This is a genomic window from Paenibacillus sp. 32352 (genome assembly GCF_002042965.1).
Lineage (GTDB): Bacteria > Bacillota > Bacilli > Paenibacillales > NBRC-103111 > Paenibacillus_S > Paenibacillus_S vulneris.
Genome location: NZ_MZNT01000010.1, coordinates 151,309 through 171,331 on the forward strand (window position 1 = coordinate 151,309; position 20,023 = coordinate 171,331).

17 protein-coding genes are annotated in these 20,023 nt (G+C 50.0%); 7 read left to right on the plus strand and 10 right to left on the minus strand.

Features of this window, described 5'->3' with window-relative positions; genetic code table 11:
- Positions 1–53: 53 nt before the first annotated feature.
- Positions 54–881: an NAD kinase gene (locus B1728_RS22685; protein WP_079912691.1), complete on the plus strand. Its 828-nt coding sequence runs from the start codon at positions 54–56 to the stop codon at positions 879–881.
- Positions 882–950: 69 nt separating this feature from the next.
- Here B1728_RS22685 and B1728_RS22690 read toward each other — a convergent pair whose 3' ends face one another.
- Both B1728_RS22690 and lipA read right to left on the minus strand, forming a co-directional pair.
- Positions 951–1,526 (minus strand): YutD family protein, encoded by a 576-nt coding sequence (locus tag B1728_RS22690; RefSeq protein ID WP_079912692.1) that lies wholly within the window; start codon positions 1,524–1,526, stop codon positions 951–953.
- Between the two features lie 132 nt (positions 1,527–1,658).
- Complete coding sequence (gene lipA, locus B1728_RS22695; protein WP_256865467.1) at positions 1,659–2,567, minus strand: lipoyl synthase; 909 nt, start codon at positions 2,565–2,567, stop codon at positions 1,659–1,661.
- Positions 2,568–2,693: 126 nt separating this feature from the next.
- Between lipA and larB the strand changes: the two genes are divergently transcribed.
- Positions 2,694–3,482, plus strand: coding sequence for a nickel pincer cofactor biosynthesis protein LarB (gene larB, locus B1728_RS22700; protein WP_079912694.1), 789 nt, complete (start codon positions 2,694–2,696; stop codon positions 3,480–3,482).
- Positions 3,483–3,485: 3 nt separating this feature from the next.
- Positions 3,486–4,553, plus strand: coding sequence for a nickel pincer cofactor biosynthesis protein LarC (gene larC, locus B1728_RS22705; protein ID WP_079912695.1), 1,068 nt, complete (start codon positions 3,486–3,488; stop codon positions 4,551–4,553).
- A gap of 42 nt (positions 4,554–4,595) precedes the next feature.
- Here the strand turns inward: larC and larC2 are convergent, their stop codons facing one another.
- A complete protein-coding gene (larC2, locus tag B1728_RS22710) occupies positions 4,596–5,069 on the minus strand; it encodes a nickel pincer cofactor biosynthesis protein LarC2 (RefSeq protein ID WP_079912851.1) in 474 nt (157 codons plus the stop codon).
- 193 nt (positions 5,070–5,262) lie between these two features.
- Between larC2 and B1728_RS22715 the strand changes: the two genes are divergently transcribed.
- A complete protein-coding gene (locus tag B1728_RS22715) occupies positions 5,263–6,300 on the plus strand; it encodes a M23 family metallopeptidase (RefSeq protein ID WP_079912696.1) in 1,038 nt (345 codons plus the stop codon).
- 102 nt (positions 6,301–6,402) lie between these two features.
- Here the strand turns inward: B1728_RS22715 and yunB are convergent, their stop codons facing one another.
- From yunB to B1728_RS22735, 4 genes are all read right to left on the minus strand, one after another.
- Entirely contained in the window at positions 6,403–7,188 is a 786-nt protein-coding gene (yunB, locus tag B1728_RS22720; RefSeq protein ID WP_256865468.1) for a sporulation protein YunB, read from the minus strand.
- Between the two features lie 325 nt (positions 7,189–7,513).
- Entirely contained in the window at positions 7,514–8,578 is a 1,065-nt protein-coding gene (locus B1728_RS22725) for a dienelactone hydrolase family protein (protein WP_256865469.1), read from the minus strand.
- 6 nt (positions 8,579–8,584) lie between these two features.
- Positions 8,585–9,403, minus strand: coding sequence for a sugar phosphate isomerase/epimerase family protein (locus tag B1728_RS22730; RefSeq protein ID WP_079912697.1), 819 nt, complete (start codon positions 9,401–9,403; stop codon positions 8,585–8,587).
- Positions 9,404–9,504: 101 nt separating this feature from the next.
- Positions 9,505–11,133, minus strand: coding sequence for a hypothetical protein (locus B1728_RS22735; RefSeq protein WP_079912698.1), 1,629 nt, complete (start codon positions 11,131–11,133; stop codon positions 9,505–9,507).
- Between the two features lie 417 nt (positions 11,134–11,550).
- Between B1728_RS22735 and B1728_RS22740 the strand changes: the two genes are divergently transcribed.
- The 3 genes from B1728_RS22740 (at position 11,551) to speE (ending at position 14,097) form a co-directional block, all read left to right on the plus strand.
- The gene (locus tag B1728_RS22740) at positions 11,551–11,742 is read left to right on the plus strand and encodes a hypothetical protein (RefSeq protein WP_079912699.1); all 192 of its coding nucleotides are present in this window, start codon (positions 11,551–11,553) and stop codon (positions 11,740–11,742) included.
- A gap of 198 nt (positions 11,743–11,940) precedes the next feature.
- On the plus strand, positions 11,941–13,197 hold the full coding sequence (locus tag B1728_RS22745) for an S-adenosylmethionine decarboxylase related protein (protein WP_079912700.1): 1,257 nt from the start codon (positions 11,941–11,943) through the stop codon (positions 13,195–13,197).
- Between the two features lie 18 nt (positions 13,198–13,215).
- Positions 13,216–14,097, plus strand: coding sequence for a polyamine aminopropyltransferase (gene speE, locus B1728_RS22750; protein ID WP_079912701.1), 882 nt, complete (start codon positions 13,216–13,218; stop codon positions 14,095–14,097).
- Positions 14,098–14,218: 121 nt separating this feature from the next.
- Here speE and B1728_RS22755 read toward each other — a convergent pair whose 3' ends face one another.
- The 3 genes from B1728_RS22755 to B1728_RS22765 form a co-directional block, all read right to left on the minus strand.
- Positions 14,219–15,727 carry an extracellular solute-binding protein gene (locus B1728_RS22755; protein WP_079912702.1) on the minus strand — a complete coding sequence of 503 codons (1,509 nt, stop codon included), beginning with the start codon at positions 15,725–15,727 and terminating at the stop codon, positions 14,219–14,221.
- Positions 15,728–15,754: 27 nt separating this feature from the next.
- On the minus strand, positions 15,755–17,278 hold the full coding sequence (locus B1728_RS22760) for an extracellular solute-binding protein (RefSeq protein ID WP_079912703.1): 1,524 nt from the start codon (positions 17,276–17,278) through the stop codon (positions 15,755–15,757).
- Positions 17,279–17,571: 293 nt separating this feature from the next.
- A complete protein-coding gene (locus tag B1728_RS22765; RefSeq protein ID WP_079912704.1) occupies positions 17,572–19,887 on the minus strand; it encodes a helix-turn-helix domain-containing protein in 2,316 nt (771 codons plus the stop codon).
- Positions 19,888–20,023: the final 136 nt, after the last annotated feature.

A 20,023-nucleotide genomic window follows, 5' to 3' on the forward strand; every position in this document is an offset into this window, starting at 1 on the left:
CTATGCTTTCGAAGTTAGGTTTTCTTATAGAAAACCCTTAGGAGGATATTCATTTGAAATATAACGTAGTACATCGCGGCGATGAAGTGTCCTTCCAATTAATGCAAACCTTCCACAGGCTCGTAGAACCGCATGGATTGATCCATGACGAGGAGACGCCTGATGTCGTGCTGTCTATCGGCGGAGACGGAACGATGCTCCATGCGTTCCATCAATACAAGGACCAACTGGAAACCATCGCGTTCGTCGGCATCCATACAGGCCGGCTCGGTTTTTTTGCCGATTGGAAGCCCGATGAAGTGGAGCTGCTTGCCGATATGATGATCGAGAGCTCCAGACTCAACGACCTTCGTGTCGTCAAATACCCGCTCGTTGAGATTCAAATTACAACCGCTCAAGGGATTGAAACGCAATTAGCCCTTAACGAATTTACGTTAAAGGGAGTAGATGTGACCCTGATGGCCGAGCTTCATATTAACGACGAGCCGTTCGAGACGTTCCGGGGAGACGGTATTTGTATTTCGACGCCGCCCGGCAGCACGGCTTATAACAAAAGCTTGGGCGGAGCCATCGTACATCCGTCGCTGGATGCCATCCAGATAGCCGAGATCGCATCTATTAACAACAGGGTTTTCCGGACGCTGGGATCTCCGATCCTGCTGCCCAAGCATCATCACTGCGACATTTATCCGCGGAGCCATCAAACAATCCTGCTCTCGCTTGATCACGTCATTATGCAGAGAAACGATATTATCTCGATTCGCAGTATGGTCGCCGCCGGAAAAAAAGTGAAATTTGCGCGTTTCCGCCCGTTTCCCTTCTGGAGCCGTGTACGTGAAGCGTTTATCGGATACGAGCCGATCCAGGAAAGAAAGCCTTGACCTATTGGTCAGGGCTTTTTTCTCTTGCTGCATACAAAAAGAGCCAATCCTGACGGACTGGCTCTCTTTTTACTGCTGCTTTACATGCTGCTGGCCTTGCTTGGATGGATTACCTTGCTTGTTATGATGGTTACGCGGTCTTGAATGATGATTATGGTTTGCATCTTTGCTCTGTTGGTTCGGATGCTGGTTCCGTCGAGACTGCGGATGATGATTCTGGGGTTGTTGAGGCTGTTGAACCTCCTTTTGCGGCTCCCGGTTCGATGCAGGCTCTTTAGGCTCGGTATTATGAGGCTGTTCAGAGGCCGTACTCTCTTGCAAATCCGGCTCCGACTGCTCCGCGGACTCCTGAGGCTGGTTCGCTTGGTGCTTATTCGGGATTTTCTCGATAATAAAATAAGCACAGCCAAAATTGCAGTACTCATTCAGATAATCCTGCAAGGTTGCTATAGAGGTCTCTTTGGTTGCCTTCGGATGCGTATCCTTAAAGAAACCGCGCAGACGCAGCTGGTTGTAGCCCCAGTCACCGACAATAAAATCATATCGCTCCAGCACCTCGCTGTAACGATCGCGGAATGCATCCGGCTTCCAGCCGTTTTTATGGTCAACTACCACTTCGTACGTTTTATTGGCTATATGGATCACTAAATTGGGTCCCTCCTAAGAGTCCGGTGAAAAACTGCAAGCTGTTCAGGCAGATGATCATTCCCTTCGCCGTTGTCCCCGGATAGATAAAGTAATAATGATGACCGGGTTCGTCCGGGGCAGCCGTACGGTTTACGCCTGCCGAGCGGATTTCACTTGCTCATGCGCATGGTAAGAGCTGCGCACCATCGGACCCGACTCGACATGGCTGAAGCCCCTCTTCATTCCCTCTTCCTTCAATTCTGCGAATTGCTCCGGAGGATAATATTTGGTAACCGGCAAATGATTCAGCGACGGCTGCAAATATTGACCAATCGTCATAATATCGCATTGAACCTCTCTAAGATCGTCCATCGTCTGCAAAATTTCATCCCATTCCTCGCCGACACCCAGCATAATGCTCGATTTGGTAGGAATTTGCGGCGCCATATGCTTGGACCGCTGAAGCAGCTCCAATGACCGGCGGTATTTTGCCCGTGCACGAACTTTATCGGAAAGCCTCTCCACCGTCTCGATATTATGATTCAAAATATCCGGCTTGGCTTCCAGAACCGTACGAAGAGAGGATTCGCTGCCCAAAAAGTCGGGAATGAGCACCTCTACGCTGCACAGAGGAGAGCGCTTGCGAATGGCCGCAATCGTAGCCGCAAATATTGAAGCTCCGCCGTCCGCCAAATCATCCCTTGCAACGGAAGTGACGACGGCATGCTGAAGACCCATCTGCTCAACCGCTTCGGCAACCCGTTCCGGTTCCTGAAGATCCAGCTCGGTCGGAAGACCTGTCTTCACCGCACAAAACCGGCATGCCCGTGTACAGATGTCCCCCAGAATCATAAAGGTCGCCGTACGGTTAGCCCAGCATTCATGAATATTCGGGCACTTCGCTTCTTCACACACCGTGTGCAGCGTTTTGCCGCGCATCATATTTTTTAGTTCTTTAAAATTATCTCCGGTCGTCAGCTTAATTTTAAGCCAGTCCGGTTTACGCTCTATTTGACGAGTAGACATGGTTCTGTCCCTGCTTTCTAGTTCATTGTCCAATCTCTTTGAAGCTATTATATCAACGAACGTCAGAACAATCCACTTTCCATTTTATTTGTGATACACTAAGAGAGACATTATGCCAGCTATTTCAGTTCAAATCATATCCGGGGGAATGCGTTTTTTATGATAAATGTTGAATCGATACTCAAGCTTGTACGTTCCGGTGATCTTGATGTCTCTGAAGCACAACGGCATCTGGATGAAATCATGAATCAGTCCTCTCCAAACGGTCGTGTCGACGATCTGGGCTTTGCTACGCTGGATCTGGACCGCGAGAGACGAACAGGCTTTCCGGAGGTTATTTACGGTGAAGGCAAGACGGCGGAGCAAGTTGCTGTTATTTTTGAACGCTTGATGCAGCAGTCGGATCGCGTGCTTGCCACAAGAATCAGCCAGGATAAGGCGGATTATGTTCAAAGCAAGCTTAACGGCGTAACCTACAACCCGACAGCCCGCGTATTGACCTGGTACGGCTCGGAAGCGGCCCGCAAGCCTGAAGGCAAGGGCTACATTGCTGTCGTCTGTGCGGGAACATCCGATCTTCCGGTCGCCGAAGAAGCGGCATTGACTGCAGAGATTATGGGATGCCGCGTAGAGCGCATATTCGATGTGGGAGTAGCCGGAATTCACCGTCTGTTCCGCAGGCTGGATGTCATCCGCGACGCAACCGCCATCGTCGTTGCCGCGGGTATGGAAGGTGCCTTGACCAGCGTGGTTGGAGGTCTGGTCTCCAAGCCGGTCATTGCAGTGCCGACAAGTGTCGGGTACGGCGCCAGCTTTCAGGGACTGGCCGCACTGCTGGCCATGTTGAACTCCTGCTCCTCCGGTGTTTCGGTCGTCAACATCGATAACGGCTTCGGGGCCGGCTATAACGCGGCTCTGATACATAAAATTAGTATAAAGAGGGATTAAACGATGAAAATTGCCTATTTGGATTGTTTCTCCGGTATCAGCGGCGACATGACCTTGGCAGCCTTGGTGGATGCCGGCGCAGACCGCGATTATATCGAGGACGAGCTGCGTAAGCTGGATATTGAACCGTTTACTCTGGATTGGAAGCGTGTCAATAAAAAAGGCATCTCCGCTCTGAAGATGGATGTCGTCCTGGATCCTGAAACGGCTCCGTCCCATCACCGCCATTATTCCGAGATTGTAAGGCATATCCTTAACGCCGGCTTTAATGAGCGGGTTGTTAAGCTGAGCTTGGCCATATTTGAAAAAATCGGCGTCGCCGAAGCGAAAATTCACGATATTCCTGTCGAAAGAGTACACTTCCATGAGGTAGGTGCTATGGACTCCATCGTGGATGTGATCGGAGTTGCTCTAGCTATGGACTCCCTGGATGTGGAGAAAATTTACTCGTCCCCTGTTCCCTTGGGATCGGGTACGGTGCGCTGCGATCACGGAATTTATCCGGTTCCCGCCCCGGCTACTCTCGAAATGATGCGGGGGCTTCCAATCGCCCCGACCTCCTATTCTGTAGAAATGACTACGCCGACAGGCGCCGGAATCATTTCGGGGCTGGTGGATGAATTCGCGAAGGGCTATCCCCCAATGATCGTCGAGTCTATCGGTTATGGCGCGGGAACCCGCGATTTACCGAACCAGCCGAATGTGCTCCGGGTTGTTATCGGGAAGGCCGACCCGTTCGTGCATAAATTCCAAATCGAAAGCATTCAGCCTGTCGCCGAGCATCATCACGAGCATGATCATCACCATCATCATCATGACCATGATCACGGGCATTCTCACGATCATCATCACCACGATCACGACCATGGGCATTCTCACGATCATCATCACCATGATCACGACCATAAGCATTCTCACGATCACCATCACCATGATCATGACCATGGACATTCACACGATCATGACCATGGCCACTCCGATGATCATCACCACGATCACGGGCTGTTACCCGAGCATGAGCATTCAACGCAAGGGGACTGCGGAGTTAACTCCTCCTGCGTGAAACAATAATTGTAAAATCCAAACCGCCCGATTGGGCGGTTTATTTTTTCTCTATTTTTCCTGATTCAAAAATTGACGCCTGACCTCATCATACACTTGCTTTAGCGGTACGCTATGCGTCCTTGCCGCGAGCTCGCACTCCTTGAATTCCGGCGCGAACTGAACCATTTGTCCTTTATGATAGCCGACTTTTACATGAATTGGCCCCCATGGCGTTGTCACTTGCCTGAATTCTCTGCCTAAACGATGGCAGGACGCCCTCATATACCGCAGCCCAATGGTTGTCGTCTCGCGAAAAATAACCTCTTCCAGCCGATCCAGCTGCTTCTCATCCGTCAAGACGTTAAGCATCACGCCAGGACGGCCTTTTTTCATGATAATCGGTATCCAATATACATCATTAGCACCCGCTTCAAAAAGCAGCTCACCGATATAGGAGCACAGCTCGGGATTCATGTCGTCGATATTGGCCTGAAGTAGCAGCATTCCGTCATCTATATGTTCATCCCTATGTTGAAACCCCACGCTCATCCCTCCAAAACCTATGTAGATGCTTATAAATTCCATCATTATAACAAAAATTGTGTCCGCTGAAAATAATTTGTTCCCCGCCAGCTTCACCCTTCTCTTGGATAAAATGCTTAGAATCGTCACATCCTATGACTAACTGATGAATGGACTGTAAAGTCATACGACCAATTGTGGAGGTTAAACGCTTATGGCAGCGAGATGGATGAATCCTATCCTCATAGTAGCTTTGTGCAGCAGTTTGTTCCTTGGAACGGCTCCATCAGCGGCAGCCCCGGCAGCCAAAGCTCCCAAACCGGGAAAGGACAGCAATAATATGAAGGCGGTTTTTGCCGACCGCAAAGATTTATTTGACAAAATGAGTGCTGTGACCGGTATTCCATGGTACTACCTGGCGGCTATCGATCAATATGAACGTACGATCAATTTAGCCCGCAAACGGCCCCATAGCAGCAGCGGACTCATAGGAATTCATTTTACTGAGCTTCAATGGTGCGGCATGATGAACCCGGATCACGAGGATACGAATGAAGGGACTATCGCTCTGTTTAACGGAATTGGCAGGGACGGCTCCGGAGACGGGAAAGCAGATCGAAAAAATGACCAGGACCTCCTCTATTCCATGGCAAGTCTTCTGCTGAAGCATGGCTCGGTTGAAGAAGATCTTCGTATCGGACTGTGGGAATATTATCAAAATACACGGAGCGTAGATCGAATCCAGGAGTTTGCTAAAATTTACAGCAAGTATGACACGCTGGATCTGCATGAACATGCGTTTGTTCTCCCTCCCAATGCGGACTATTCCTATCGCAGCACATGGGGGGCCAGCCGCGGCTGGGGCGGATACCGGATCCACGAAGGAACCGACTTGTTTGCAGGATACGGCGTTCCTGTCCGCAGCGCGGCTTACGGGTTCATTGAGGAAATGGGCTGGAACCCCTATGGAGGATGGCGGGTAGGAATCCGGGATCTAAATAATGTCTACCATTACTACGCGCATTTGTCCGGTTTTAACAAGGAAGTCAAAAAAGGGGATATCGTCGCCCCCGGTCAAGTTATCGGATGGGTTGGCAGCTCCGGATACGGCAAACCCGGTACGTCCGGCAAGTTTCCGCCGCATTTGCATTACGGCATGTACCGCGATAACGGCTTGACCGAATGGTCTTTTGACCCGTATCCGCATTTACGGAAGTGGGAGCGCGAGGAACGCATGCGGAAAAAGAAATGAGCTTACAAGACCCTCTTTCTTGCAGAAGTGCAGAATGGCGGTCTTTTTTTCCACAGTAGCCGAAAAAAACCGACCCCGCAAAATGAGAGGTCGGTTTGATTATTATTTGGGCAGGCCTTCGGCAGAGGAGCTCCCATGAGCCCCGGATTCCGCACCGTTCTTCGATTGCTGAGCGTTGATCCGCGGTAATGACAGATTAGGCGGAGGCGTGTTGGCACCGGTTGAGTTGCCTTTTCCATCAAAATAATACGTCGGTACATCACCCACAATCAGCGCATACGAGACCGGCACCTCCGTCTCAACGACCTCCGGCTCCGAATCAAAAGGTATTATGACGCTGACTTCCGCGGTAATATGAATATAAACCTCCACGAGGATCATATTAATACCGGCATTCTGGTATCTTGTATTCAAATCCACCTTTACATTGCCTGCAGGGACAAGCCTTACAGGGATGTTGGGACCGAAGGAAGCGATAATCGAGCTGTTCATCGCCTGCCCGAGCGGGATATGCTCCGGAATCGCCTGAAGCTGGGAAAGCTGGCCCTGCACGGTCTCAATCGTCTCCGCCGTGATCCGCATATGCTCCGCGTAATTCAGCATGAAGCCGGTGGTCTTGCCGTTCTTGTCCGTGCGCCAGTCAATAAGCTGTTCAAAGTTTGTTCCTCGCGCAATCCGGTCCGAAATGGCTTTATTAATCGCCTGCGTAGCCATTTGCTTGATTCTGACCTTTGCCAGGTTGACCAAGGGCGGCCTCAAGTTTTTCTCGATATATACGAACGACTGCACCGTCAATAACACGATAATGAGAAGAAGCAGCAGCATATTGCGTTTAAGCTTTTTTGTGCCCGTAGGACTGCTTCTCCATCTTCGTCTAAGCACCAGCATCCGGCATCCCCCTAACGTACGCAGAGCTTGTCGCCATGAATCAGACATCCAGGGCATGTACGTTAAAGCTTATGCATTACGGCGGAAAAAAAGAAGAGTTCAGTACAATCACTTCGGATTCCCGCAGTTATGTATGTTGATGTTCAACGTCAATTCATGCTCCAGCTTGGGGAACCATTCCTTTTCTTGGCTTCGATACTGATTTAGGTACTTTGTGGAGCATATTAGCGATGACCTCGGGGATCTTACTAATTCTGATGAAAAAAAGGCCCGGCCGTTAACATAACGGCAAGACCTTGGTTCAAGCTCAGTAAAATGACAGCAGCTAAAGCCCCAGAATCGATTCCAGCCAATCATAAGATCGTGCTCCGGATATTTCATGCTTCCCTTCAAAAATCTCATACCCGAAATGGGCCGCAGCGCCTGCATCGTCGTATATCTTCTGCAGTGCTTCTATAGCTTCATGCGAGCCCTTGATAGGAAATACAGTGTCTCCGGTCCCCGATTCAATAAAAAGCGGCCTTGGGGCAATCAAACCGATCCACTCCGGCATCTCTCCGTATTCCAGCATGCCCGGGACATAGTTGTCCAGACAGTGATTGCGGTCCATAATGCTGGTCCTGAACCTATTCGCATAGCCGCTGATGACGGTAGCTCCGATCCTTTCATCGATGGCCGACGCCAATGCCGTCACCATTCCACCCCCCGACATTCCCATGCATCCGATACGTTCAGGATCGATGTCTTCTCTGGATTGGGCGTAATCCAGCGTTCGAAGCAGCTCATAGACCCGGACGCCCGCTAACGATTGGCCCATCATCATGAGCGACGAAGCCAGTCTGAAGCAGGAGTTGGCGCCAGGCTCCAGAGCAGCGTCCTGCTCCATTCGGCGGTCGCCAAAGCCGAGCAGCTCCGGGGCAATGACGACAAAGCCCCTTTGCACAAGGGAGATTGCAAAATGCTTGTACAGATTCGGATTCCCCGTGTTATCCCTGCCATCCGGCGTCAGCCCGACCACTTCCTTGCTGCCGAAGCCATGTCCGTGAACAGCCAGCACGGCGGGCCGCCTGCCCCCGCCATTGACGGTCTCTCCCTTGGGCACCAGAACATAGGCAAGCATCGTTAAATCGTCGTACGTCGAGAACGCTACCCGTTCCCGGGTATACTCTCCGCAATCCGCCGTTTCCAGCACGACGGGCTGAAGCTCCGCGAACTGCCCTGGCAATGGGCCAAGCAGTTCCTTCAGCTTCTCCCTCATGAACGGTCTTCGATGCTCACGTGCTGCTCCCGTTCCGAAAAAGGACACATGGCGGCCTGTATTCTCTGCATACAACCGATTCAAGAAGGCATTCGGCCTCGAGGTTGCCGGAGCGGCTTTGTCCATCGTCATGGATGCTTATACCCCCGCCCGGTGACGAAGCACATAGTCACGGGAGAAATCCATGCTATCCATATCTACGCCTTCCAGCGTCATATGTACCAGCGGTTTATGCTGACGAACCAGATCCATGAACATGCCGTAATCCAGCATCCCTCTGCCTGCAGCTACGGTCTCTAGCTTCCCGGAAGCATTCAGCCTCATATCCTTGGCATGAACGCTGACGACACGATTGCCCAAAAGCCGGAATGCTTCCTGCATGACCTCATGCTGACGCTCGAAGTTCTCTTGGGTCATTAGGTTTACCGGATCGATAACAACTCCGATATTGGACGACGGAATCTCGTCGATCAGCTCGGCCAATTGTGGAGCAGAGCCGATCAAGTGGCGATTTGCGGCCTCCAGGCCGATGAAGGCGCCCCACTTCTCCGCTTCCTCCACAAGCTCCTCCACGGCGGACCGAAGCCGTTTGGCGTAACGGTCGTATTGATCCGTATCAGGGACGCCGGTTTCCGTAGCCACGATCGCCGTACCGAAATGCTTGGCCATGCGCAGATGCTCCTTGAACCGGTCCACATTATGTCTGAATGCGGTATCATCCAGCTCGATCAAGCTGACATAGCAGCCCAGCACCGGAATCTTCACTCCGTTTCGATCGAAGGCCTCAGCGATGCTGTTGGCCAATCCGGGACTCAGCTTGCCCAAGCTGCAATCCACGTCCGAAATGGCTTTGGATAAGGCAAGCTGTACATATTTATATTGATACGAGGCGACCTTGGCCGCCAGTTCCGCGTAAGGAAGCGTTCCTACATTGTGTGCTAAAATGCCTACTGACATTTTCCAGTCATCTCCTTTTTCTATGTATCCTCTTATCATGATACCAGTTTCAGGCGCTGCTTTAAAGTACAAAAGAAAAGGCACGCCGCCGGGTCATTCCTTTATTGCACGGCCCGGTTCTTCACTCTGGCATACAAGAAGGTATTATCCGTCATATGTCCCTGCCCGTCATAGGCTGCGGCAAAGAAGGGTCTGCCTCCGCAATACACCGGCATTCGGCCGCGCACTCCCTGAAGCTCGGCCGCAAGATGAAGAAGTGCCAACGGCTCCAATGCGTCCAGCTTGGCATACTCATGATCTGCACTTGCCATGAACAAGCCTCTGTGACTGCGGTGCAGCAGCAGGCGGTCGCCGATTCTTTGCGCAAGCTGTAAAAATTTACGCTGATGTGTCGTCTTTAACAGCTCCAGCATGACGAAGATTCCATGAGGATGGGTACAAGCTGTCTCCATATTCAGGAAAGGCAACGCTCGTGCGGATTCTCCGATATCGCCAAAGCCGAGGCCCTTTGCCATGCTTCTCGCAACGGTCCACAGCTCTTCGCGGCCGGACAGGCGATAACCCGTTACATAAGACCAGAGCAGCAGGTAATCGGCCTTGTGAGCCTGGAGCTGCTGTCCTTCCCGCCCATAGTAACCGGACTTCTCCATCACCAATCCCGTCAATCTCGTGCCGTTGGTTAGCATGGGGTGAACAGTATTGTCCGAAGGGTCATAGGCGTGTTGGCCATAGGCCGCCAAATCTTGAACAGCCCAGTCCAGAAAATCCCGGCCTGCATCCCCTAGAGCCTCCGCCAAGGACATCCGGCACAAGGCGGCCTCCCCAATGATGGTGTGCGCTTGGTTGGCTGTAGTTAACGTAGCCTCGATCGGGGCATGCTCCTTCAGCTGTTCCCCGAATTGGTCGATCGCGCGGTCTCCCCGCACACCGGGCAGTACCGAAATGCTGAACTGGTAGCCGCCGAGACCCGTCTGGGGGTTCCTGGTTTCTACATACCGATAGGCTAGCCGTTTAGCCCAAGCCAGCGGCCTTTCATCACCGCTAAAGCGATGCAGCAAGGCAGCAGCATAATATAGATCGCTTCCCGCATTAATGAACGTTAAACCCTTACCCGTAAAAAATACGGGGGAATTGTTGTCATATTCATGTTCCCAAACAGAAGAAGCCTCCCGCGTATGCCCGTTCTCCTCTACAGGTTGACCATGCCGGCTGAATTCAAGATTGCTCCAGTCGGCAACATGCCCTTCCCACAAGGCCTCGATATACGATGCTGTCTCTTCCGGGTCTACACGGTTCATCAGCTCATAGTAGGGGTAATGGCATTTCAATTCGTGCTGCGGTCCCTTGTCCGCTGCAAATACCTGCAGTTTGCTCTGCAGATCAAACGCCATGTGGCCTCCCCAGCACATCAGACGGCCATAACGGAGATGGTCGAACGCATAACGGACAGCGCTTTCAGCTGCATTTCGGTAACGCGAATCTCCTGTCAATTCACTGAGTCCGTCCAACGTCCTAAGCCAGTTTTGCTGATTGGCCAGATTGGATACTATCCATGTCTCGCCTCCCGACAGCCATTGCACCGGCTCATAGGTTTCCGAGTGAATTCCATCGGCAAAGAGCGGAGTTGCTTCGGCACCATACCGGTCACGAGCTTTATCCATCATGAAGTCGGCATATTGCTGTACGGCACGGACATACCTTAACGCCGTCTGTTTTGCATGCTCTTTCATTTTAATATCCGCCTCCTCATTGCTGATTTACCTGATCACCATGCATACATACCCTTAACTAATACGTTGGCAGGACGAAAATATGCGCAGCAGCCAAGAGTCTTTGCTCTATGACTGCTGCGCCTTCGCTGCCTGTCGTTCAATTGTACTGGGAAACAAGCTTTTTTTCTAGCTAAATCCCCGACGGAGGAATAATCATTAGATCACTTTTTTCGACGCGGCCCTGTGTTTAGCCACACTCTCAATGGAGGAAAAAAGGTCTATTCGGATCTCTAGCTCCATACCATTACAACAAATCTTATTCTATATATGCATAAGGAATTATATTTATTATGCATTTCCATTATAAACAATTCCTGTGTTACAATGGACTCGATCATATAGCGGTTCCATTCCAAACCTGGGAAGGTGTTCCTTATGAATCCAGATATTGCTGTATTGATGTTTCTTGCATTGCTGTCTGCCGTATTGTATTTACCCGGCTATTTCCGCTCCCGTAGCAAACGCCGTAACCCCAAAGTAACGTACATTGAAGAGTACCGTGATTTACGCAAAGATAGAATCAATCATTCTGACAAACTGTGTAATAAAAAGAGCGGGACCTCATAGAAGCGATTCTTACCATCGATTAGAACCATCGCATACTTCGCACCTTTACTGCTTCATCCAATAATCCAATCAGACTCTCTTCCATTCTATCATTTACCTTTCCATAGATAAAAATTATGCGGTTGACTGTGTATTATTGAATCAGTTCCTCCTTTCATTCTATGAATACAATATAGAAAAGAAAGGAGTTGATAGATTATGCAAACCATTATAAGCATATTGGGAAGCGCCGGGGGTGTGGCCAAATCCATTCTGTCCATATTAGACAAGGCGTACGTAACAAGTGATGATCCTATCCATTCCATGATCCGCAGCAGCAAATTACATTTCATAGATAAGAAGCAGCGGGACCTGAATTACTACAAGCAATGGATCCCTCATTTATATCCTTCCGTCACTTTGCATCAGCTTGATCTTCAACGGGGTGACTTGCTGCGGCAGCATTTGATTGATACACAAACGACCGTTGTCATTGACGTCTCCTGGGCCGATACGGTTGATATGCTGGAATGCTGCAATGAATTGGGGATCAGCTACATTAATACCGCATTAGAGAATACCTCGGTTGACGAGAATGAGAAGCTTGAAGGGTTTACCCTGCTGGAACGCTACTTGTATTTCGAAAAGCATAGGAACCGATTTACCAATACCAAGGCCATTGTGTGCTCCGGCATGAACCCCGGCGTCGTACAATGGATGGCGCTGCAGCTGATGGAGCAAGCTCCCGGGGAGCGTCCGCTGGCCTGTTACATCGTCGAGCAGGATAATTCCATGTACCTCGATCCTTCCTTGATTACCCCTCATACCATTTATTCGACATGGTCTCCCGAGTGCTTTCTAGACGAAGCAATTTTGAACTATCCGATGTTCGTAAGGGACGGCATGCCTCTATTTATATATGACGATGTATATGCTCTTGAGTTCGAGGTCACTCTCGGATCCAAAAAGTTCCATGGCTGCTTGATGCCCCACGAAGAGGTGCTTACTTTGGGCCAAGCGTTCGATATGGAGACCGGCTTTATCTATCGTGTCAATGATTTGACCACGAATGCTATTCGTACTCATCTTGATCAGGTTGACGATATTTGGAATTGGAATCATAAAGTATTGGACCCTGCGGTCGGCGCGCTGGAAGGCGAGGATTTGGTCGGCGTGCTGCTTGTCTATAAAGATAAGGAACGCTATATGTATAATGTGATGGACAACAAGACCATTTATGCGAGCTATAAAACAAATGCCACCTATTTTCAGGTCGCATGCGGGATATACGGAGCACTAGCCACCATGCTGCTTGACGACATACCCAATGGCGTTCATTATGTCGACAAGCTCCTGCTTCAGACGGATACAGGCTATGGCCGATACCTTTCACGCTACATGAATCACTTTGTTACCGGCGAAAACAAGGGGACTGATGGCCTACTGCTGAAAAGATTGATAAAGATGAATCCATAAGGTGGTGCTTACTCCGTCATGGCGAACAAAAAACGTTCATTAACCGGTTATCAGAAGGAGGAAAATGACGAGCTGTGGCTTTGGGATGATATTCCGGAGCTGGGTATGGAGGTAGGATATAAGATTGATCGGCTCCTGCACTACGAGCAGTCCTCCTATCAAGAAATAAGCATTGCAGACACCCGTTCTTTTGGCAGGATGCTGATCCTCGACGGCACACCGCAAATTACATCGAAAGACGGTTTCATCTATAATGAGATGATTTCCCATATCGCGCTGGCCACCTGTCCGATGCCTGAAAATGTAGCTATGATCGGAGGCGGAGACTGCGGTCCTGCTCGCGAAGCTATGCGTTATGAAAGTGTGAAACGTATCGACGTGGTAGAAATTGACCAAAGGGTTGTCGATGCTTGCAAAATCTGGATGACACAAGATTCTAAAGACAATGCAGACGGGCGAGTACATCTTATATACCGAGACGGATATAAATGGATTCAGGAACAAACCAATGTCTACGATATCCTTCTGATAGACCGGTCAGATCCGTATGGCCCCGCAACAAGTCTGTATAAGCCTCCCTTTTATCAATACGTGCACGACAGCCTGACGAAAGAAGGCATAGCCGTCTTTCAAGCCGGGTCCCCTTACTACTCCTCCCATATCCTTAAAGGGACTGTAAAAAACTTGCAAAGACTGTTCCCTATTGTCCTTCCCTATACTTGTACTGTCCCTACCTTTCCGGGCGGAATCTGGTGTTTCGTGCTTGCATCCAAGAAATGGAGCCCGCTTCAAGCTGATTTGAGCAGGCTTCAGTGGACTCATTCGAAATATATAAATCCCGACCTGTTCCGGGCTTCGTTCATTTTGCCCAATTATATAAAGAGACTTTTGAACGAGTAACGCGAAAACCTGGTCGGCTTCCTGCAGAGAGCCGTAACGGATAAATGTCCGGGCGGCTCTTTTCTTTGAGAAGCGATTTAAGTCATCGAACCATTACGGCCGCATTGAAAGGGGGGCAAGCTTACTTCTTAGCAGCGTTGGCATACGCGGATTCATACTCCCTGATGATTTGTTCCCCGCCGGCTTGAAGCCATTTATCGACTTCTGCCTTCCATCCAGCATCATCGATTTTGCCCATAATGTATCGGGTCTGCGCATCCCAAATCATTTGGTCCAGCTCCTTGCCGCGTTCCGATACTGTTGCGGAGGTCAGCGTTAACGCAGGATTCGGAATCGCATATCGGATGTTCTCGCGAGTCATTCGGGTTCCTTTTTCACCCAGCGGCGTATCCTTCTGTTCTGCCACATGATACCCCTCGATATTGACGAGATTGTCCCGGTACGGTTTCACTTCTCTTTGATACGCGCTCAAATTGGTAAACACGGTTTTCCCGCCTTCCACTATCTTGTAATGTCTGCCTTCCAGTCCTCGCAGCTGCAATGTCGACAGTTCCGGATCCATCAGCTTGTCCAGGAACGCGAGCACCTTCTTCAGTTCCTCCTCGGTTTTCACTGAAGATTTTGGTATAGCCAGAAAGCCGAAGTTACCCGGTTCTCCCGCCAGACGTATGCCCCCAGGACCTGTAAAAGGAGCCACATCATACTCTCCTGCCGGAACGGTCTTCGCCAACTTATCCTGATAGCTTTTCCCGTTGTTATACACCCCGTTCAGCTTCATGCCGACTTTACCGGAATCCATCAGCTTGATCGCTTCCGAATCGTCGAACACCGCAAAGTCCTGGTTTATTAATTTTTCCTCATAGAGCTTACGGAACATTTTCATTACGTCGTAATATTCCTTGGTCATAAATTCGGGGATGAACTTCCCATTCTCCACTCCCCACCGGTTGGGAGCGCCTTGAGTTACCGCAATACGGGTCAGTACAGGCTGAGTGCCTTCGTTATATTTTTTGAACAGCACGGTTCCATAAGTATCCTGCTTGCCGTTCTGGTCCGGGTCGTTCAGCGTCAGCACCTTCAGCACGTTATACCATTCGTCGATGGTCGTCGGAAGCTTTAGCCCCAGGGTGTCGAACCAGTCCTTGCGGTATACGATCCCTGCCCGCCCGATATCGCGAAAGTTGGGAATTCCGTAAATCCTGCCTTCTACAGAGATATTTTCGTAATACTGCGGATTTTGTGCCGATAAATTGCCGTAGTCTTTGAGAAAAGGGCCGATCTCCCAGAACAAGCCGGATTGAATGGCGCTGATGGTCGTCGGAACATAATTGAGCTTCATGATTTTGGGCATTTCATTAGCCGCGATCATGACGTTTACCTTATCATCGAAGGCGGATTGCGGAATCCATTGAATATCCAGCTTCGTATTCGTATACTTTTCGATAGCCAGCTCGACCTCATTGCCCTTGTCAGGAAGATCCCCGACCTGCATTAATGCCATGGAAATGTTGAATGGGAGCTCAGCAGATTTGTTGCTCCCGCGGCTGGTACCGCTATCTCCGCATCCGGATAAAATCCCGGTCGTTAACACCGCTGCGCTGAATACAGCTGTCCTTCGTTTCAGTTTCAATCACGCCCCTCCCGCCGGCCTCATTCATTATGACTTGCCCTTCGCTGCAGCATAGGCCTCTTCATACTCCTTGATCATCAGATCTCCGCCCGCCTTGCGCCATTTATCGATTTCCGCCTGAAACCCCGCATCATCTATCTTGCCCATGATATACTTGGTTTCCGCATCCATCATCAACAGCTCAAGCTCTTTCCCTTTCTCGTTATAGGTCGCTGAGTCCAGGCTTAGAGCAGGGTTAGGAACAGCCCACTTCAAATTGTCCTTGGAGATTTTGGCTCCCTTCTCCCCAAGCTCGGTGTCCTTCAGAGGAAGCACGTTATAGCCTTCATAATTAAACAGGATGTCGCGGTAAGGCTTCACTTCCTTCTGGAATGCCGTAAAATCCTTCATCTCCGTCTTGCCGTCGCCGGTTTTGACGAAATGCTTGTTCTCCACCCCGCGCAGCTGCAAGGTGGACATCGGTTCATCCAGCAGCTTATCGGCAAAAGCCAGAATGCGCTTCAAATCGGCTTCCGTTTTGACCGCTGACTTCGGAATGACGTAGAGCCCGTTGTTGCCTACTTCTCCCGCTACCCGAACCCCTGAAGGACCTGTCGGCGGCATAACGTCAAACTGCCCATTGGGATTGTTCTTTACGAGGCGATCCTGCATGCTCTTGGCGTTGGAGGAGACGGCAACCCGAATCGCGCCTTTCCCTGTGTCATAAGCCTTCTCCACCTCGGCATCGTCGAGTATAGCAAAATCCTGATTAATGAGCTTTTCACTGTAAGCTCTTCTGAACAGCCGCAGCATATCCATAAACTCCTTGGTCATAAACTCCGGAGTAAATTTGCCGTTCGCGTCGACACCCCATTTATTCGGAGCGCCGAAGCTAGTTGCGATGCGGGTTGTGACGGCCGCCGAACCGTCGTTGTATTTTTTGGGCAGGATCATGCCGTACGTATCCGACTTGCCGTCCTTGTCCGGGTCTCCTGTGGCTACCGCTTTGAAAACGTTGTACCATTCCTCCGGCGTCGTCGGAGGCTTCAATCCCAGCGTATCCAGCCAATCCTTGCGGTAAATGACGGCACTTCGTGCGATATCCCGATAAATAGGAAGGCCGTACAATTTCCCGTCTACCGTGATATTTTCATAAAATTGGGCATCCAGCGCAGACAAATTTTTATAATCCTTCAAGTAAGGACCGATCTCCCAGAACAGACCGGACCTCATGGCACTGATCGCTGTAGGGATATATTTGACCCTGAGCATCATCGGCATTTCATTGGATGCCATCATGATATTGACTTTGTCATCATAAGCGGCTGTCGGTATCCATTGAATATCCAATTTGGTATTCGTATATTGCTCCAGAGCCAGCTTCACTTCATTATCTTTGTCAGGGACATCTCCAACCTGCGCCGTCGCCATTGTGATCGTAAAGGGAGCATTACTGTCGGTCTCTTTCTTCGGCAAATCCGTTGCTCCCGTATTGCCGCCGCTGCATCCTGCCGTCAATCCAATGACCATCAGCAGAGCCAACCAAGATACCGTCCGATTCCTGCTCTTCATTACCATGGACCTCCATTTAACATTCGTACAGTGGTTAAAATAACCCCTAATGTGGGGGTGAGTTTGTCGAGAAATCTGTAGTGCTTGAACTATTGACAATATACTACGGTGGGGTATGCCCCTCCAGCCGCTATTGAAACCCGCGAATTGGATTGATTTAGCGGTATGTAGGGCCTTCGTCTAGAAGCTGCTTAAGGTAATTTGGGCAGCCCCCAAGCCTATTGTGGGAAAAAGGCTGTCCCTTGTCATCATCGATGCACTGCAGGGCCAGCCCTCTCCATTGATTCTACCCATCAAGAATTGTCTTTATTGTACTGCTCGCGGTATTGTCCCGGCGTCATGCCGACGATTTTGCGGAACGTCCGGATGAAGGCGGTCGTATTCGTATAATTCAGCTTTTCCGCTATCTCCGAGATCTTCAAGCTCGTATTTTCCAGCCACGTCTTGGCCATGTTCATCCGATAGTCCGCCAAATATTCGCTGAAGTTGATGCCCATCTCCTTCTTGAACACCCTGCTTAAATAAACCGGATGAAAATTCAAGATCGAAGCGCACGCTTCAAGGGAAATATCCTGGTCGAACCGTTCATGCACCAGCTTCACCATTTGATTGGCGATGTTCACATATTGCGATTCGGCTTGATGGTTCAGGAATCCGACGATCGGCTCAAACAGCTCCGTCTTGAACCATTTCATAATATCCTCCAGCGTATTGAGCTTGAGGAAATGGTCCATGGTCGCTTTGCTGCCGAGCACCTTTTTCACGGCGCCTCCCTGCTCCTGCACCAGCTGGTATGCCTTGGAGATGAGCTGCATCATTAACGCGGGATATTCGTTGAAATGAATGTCCTTCTCTACGATGGCCGCAATATATTTCTCGAACACCATATCGACCCGGTCCAGCTCACCCAGCTTCAGCGAGTTGATCATCTGATCCTCCAGAAGCTTCAATTGGGTATAGACCGTGATCTCCAGCTCTTTCCGGCCGGCGTCAATATCCTCGTAATGGACAATGATTTCCTGCCCCAGGCTGATTCTGCATTTTAACGCCTCCAGACATTCCCCATAAGCGAGGACCGATTCCGTCACCTTGTCAAACGGGCGGCTTATTCCAATGCTGACAGGCAGCTGCAAAAACTCATGGATTTTTTGTTTGATCATCTCAGCCGTTTGGAAAAAATACGCCTTGCGTTCGGCCTCATTGTCGGACCGGCACACAAGCAAGGTTACTTGGGATTGATCCAGCAGCACCGGGCTGAATCTATCCTGCTGTGGAATGAGCTCTCCGACCATATTGTTAATCGCAAACAGCAATAGCTCCTTATCATGATCCCGGTATCGGCTCTCCTGCAGCGTATCGATCTGCACCGTCAGAACGCCGAGACAGCTCCATTCCGTAGGAAAACCGAATTTTTGCGACCGGTAGGCAAAGTCGCTGTCCGAGATTTGCCCCGTGAACAGCTTCAGTACAAGAAACTCCTTTAATTGGCTGAACTGGCCCCTCACCTGCTGCTGCAGCTGCTTCTCCGTGCTGAATAGCGTTCGGAACCGTTCCTCGATCCGGCTGAATTCGTCCTTTGGCCCGCTTTCCTCTACCTCGACCTGCTTGGTGAACTCAAACAACCTTTTGATAGGAGAGTACATGCGTCTGCTTCCATAAAAAGCAAGAATGCCGACCAGGACAAAAATAACCGTGCATGCGATAAAGGTAACCCATGCAATTTTCTTCGACTGCTTCGTTATATCCTGAATGGAAACAGCTGATATATAAGTCCATCCGTTATAAGGAGAGGAGCGATACGTAATGCCGAGCTCCTGGTCGTTAACATAAGCGTTAAAAAAGCCGGAATCCTCCTGGGTTTCGCGGATTCTGTCGGCAACCAGTGTCTGAATCCCCTGGCTGTTATCGACCTCGTTATCCTCCAGCAGGAAATTATGACCCTCCCGGTCCAGCACATAGACATCGCCCAGCTTCTTGTTATTCATCAAAAGGTTCTTGAACTGGCTGTTCAAAATTTCTACGACAAGAAGTCCTTTGGGCTGGGTCGTCATCGGAATGACCGGAATTTTATATACCATCCGGATCACCGGCGGTGAAGACGCTTCCTGAGTATTTCCTTCCTCGTCAACAGGCTTGTCCTGCGATTTCGGACTTTGGGTAATCCAAAACAGGCTGTTCGGGTACTTGGCGTAGGAGGTCATCACATCCCGGTCAGGATAAGTGCTGAAGCGGCGGAAGGTGGAGAAGCTGACCATCCAATCCATATTGAAATTAATCAAATAAGCCTCTTTGACGCTTGTAAACGTCTGCAGGTTGTATAATCCTTTGGATAAATCCCGGAGCTTGGCGAAGTCATCATAGCTCAAGCTTTCATTGACGGACGAAGCGACTAACGGCGAATTGACAAATTGAAGGGAAGTAAGCTCCAGCGTTTTTAATACTTGCTCGACCCTCATCTGTGTTTGCAGCAATACCTGCATGTTCCCGTCCTTGACTTTATCTTCTATATCGCCTGAAGCTATGAAATAAGAAATAAGGCCAATGGAAATCACAGGAATCGCCGCGACTATGAAAGTAAAACTGATCAAACGCACCAAATATTTCGGCATTTGACGATTCCCTCCTGTTAAGCAATCTGGCGGCTCCAGCTGCTATTCCTTGATGAAACCGCTTTATCTTTAAAAGAACGATGGAATGCAATACAAGGGCATGACTCCCGTATTACAACTCCAGAACTAGGAAATA

What these genes read in the sequence shown, in the direction of transcription:
- larB (WP_079912694.1), top strand. Translation starts at nt 2,694, where the DNA reads ATGATAAATGTTGAATCGATACTCAAGCTTGTACGTTCCGGTGATCTT.
- B1728_RS22730 (WP_079912697.1), bottom strand. Translation starts at nt 9,403, where the DNA reads ATGTCAGTAGGCATTTTAGCACACAATGTAGGAACGCTTCCTTACGCG.
- larC (WP_079912695.1), top strand. Translation starts at nt 3,486, where the DNA reads ATGAAAATTGCCTATTTGGATTGTTTCTCCGGTATCAGCGGCGACATG.
- B1728_RS22760 (WP_079912703.1), bottom strand. Translation starts at nt 17,278, where the DNA reads ATGAAGAGCAGGAATCGGACGGTATCTTGGTTGGCTCTGCTGATGGTC.
- speE (WP_079912701.1), top strand. Translation starts at nt 13,216, where the DNA reads ATGGCGAACAAAAAACGTTCATTAACCGGTTATCAGAAGGAGGAAAAT.
- B1728_RS22740 (WP_079912699.1), top strand. Translation starts at nt 11,551, where the DNA reads ATGAATCCAGATATTGCTGTATTGATGTTTCTTGCATTGCTGTCTGCC.
- B1728_RS22765 (WP_079912704.1), bottom strand. Translation starts at nt 19,887, where the DNA reads ATGCCGAAATATTTGGTGCGTTTGATCAGTTTTACTTTCATAGTCGCG.
- yunB (WP_256865468.1), bottom strand. Translation starts at nt 7,188, where the DNA reads ATGCTGGTGCTTAGACGAAGATGGAGAAGCAGTCCTACGGGCACAAAA.
- B1728_RS22725 (WP_256865469.1), bottom strand. Translation starts at nt 8,578, where the DNA reads ATGACGATGGACAAAGCCGCTCCGGCAACCTCGAGGCCGAATGCCTTC.
- B1728_RS22735 (WP_079912698.1), bottom strand. Translation starts at nt 11,133, where the DNA reads ATGAAAGAGCATGCAAAACAGACGGCGTTAAGGTATGTCCGTGCCGTA.
- B1728_RS22715 (WP_079912696.1), top strand. Translation starts at nt 5,263, where the DNA reads ATGGCAGCGAGATGGATGAATCCTATCCTCATAGTAGCTTTGTGCAGC.
- B1728_RS22745 (WP_079912700.1), top strand. Translation starts at nt 11,941, where the DNA reads ATGCAAACCATTATAAGCATATTGGGAAGCGCCGGGGGTGTGGCCAAA.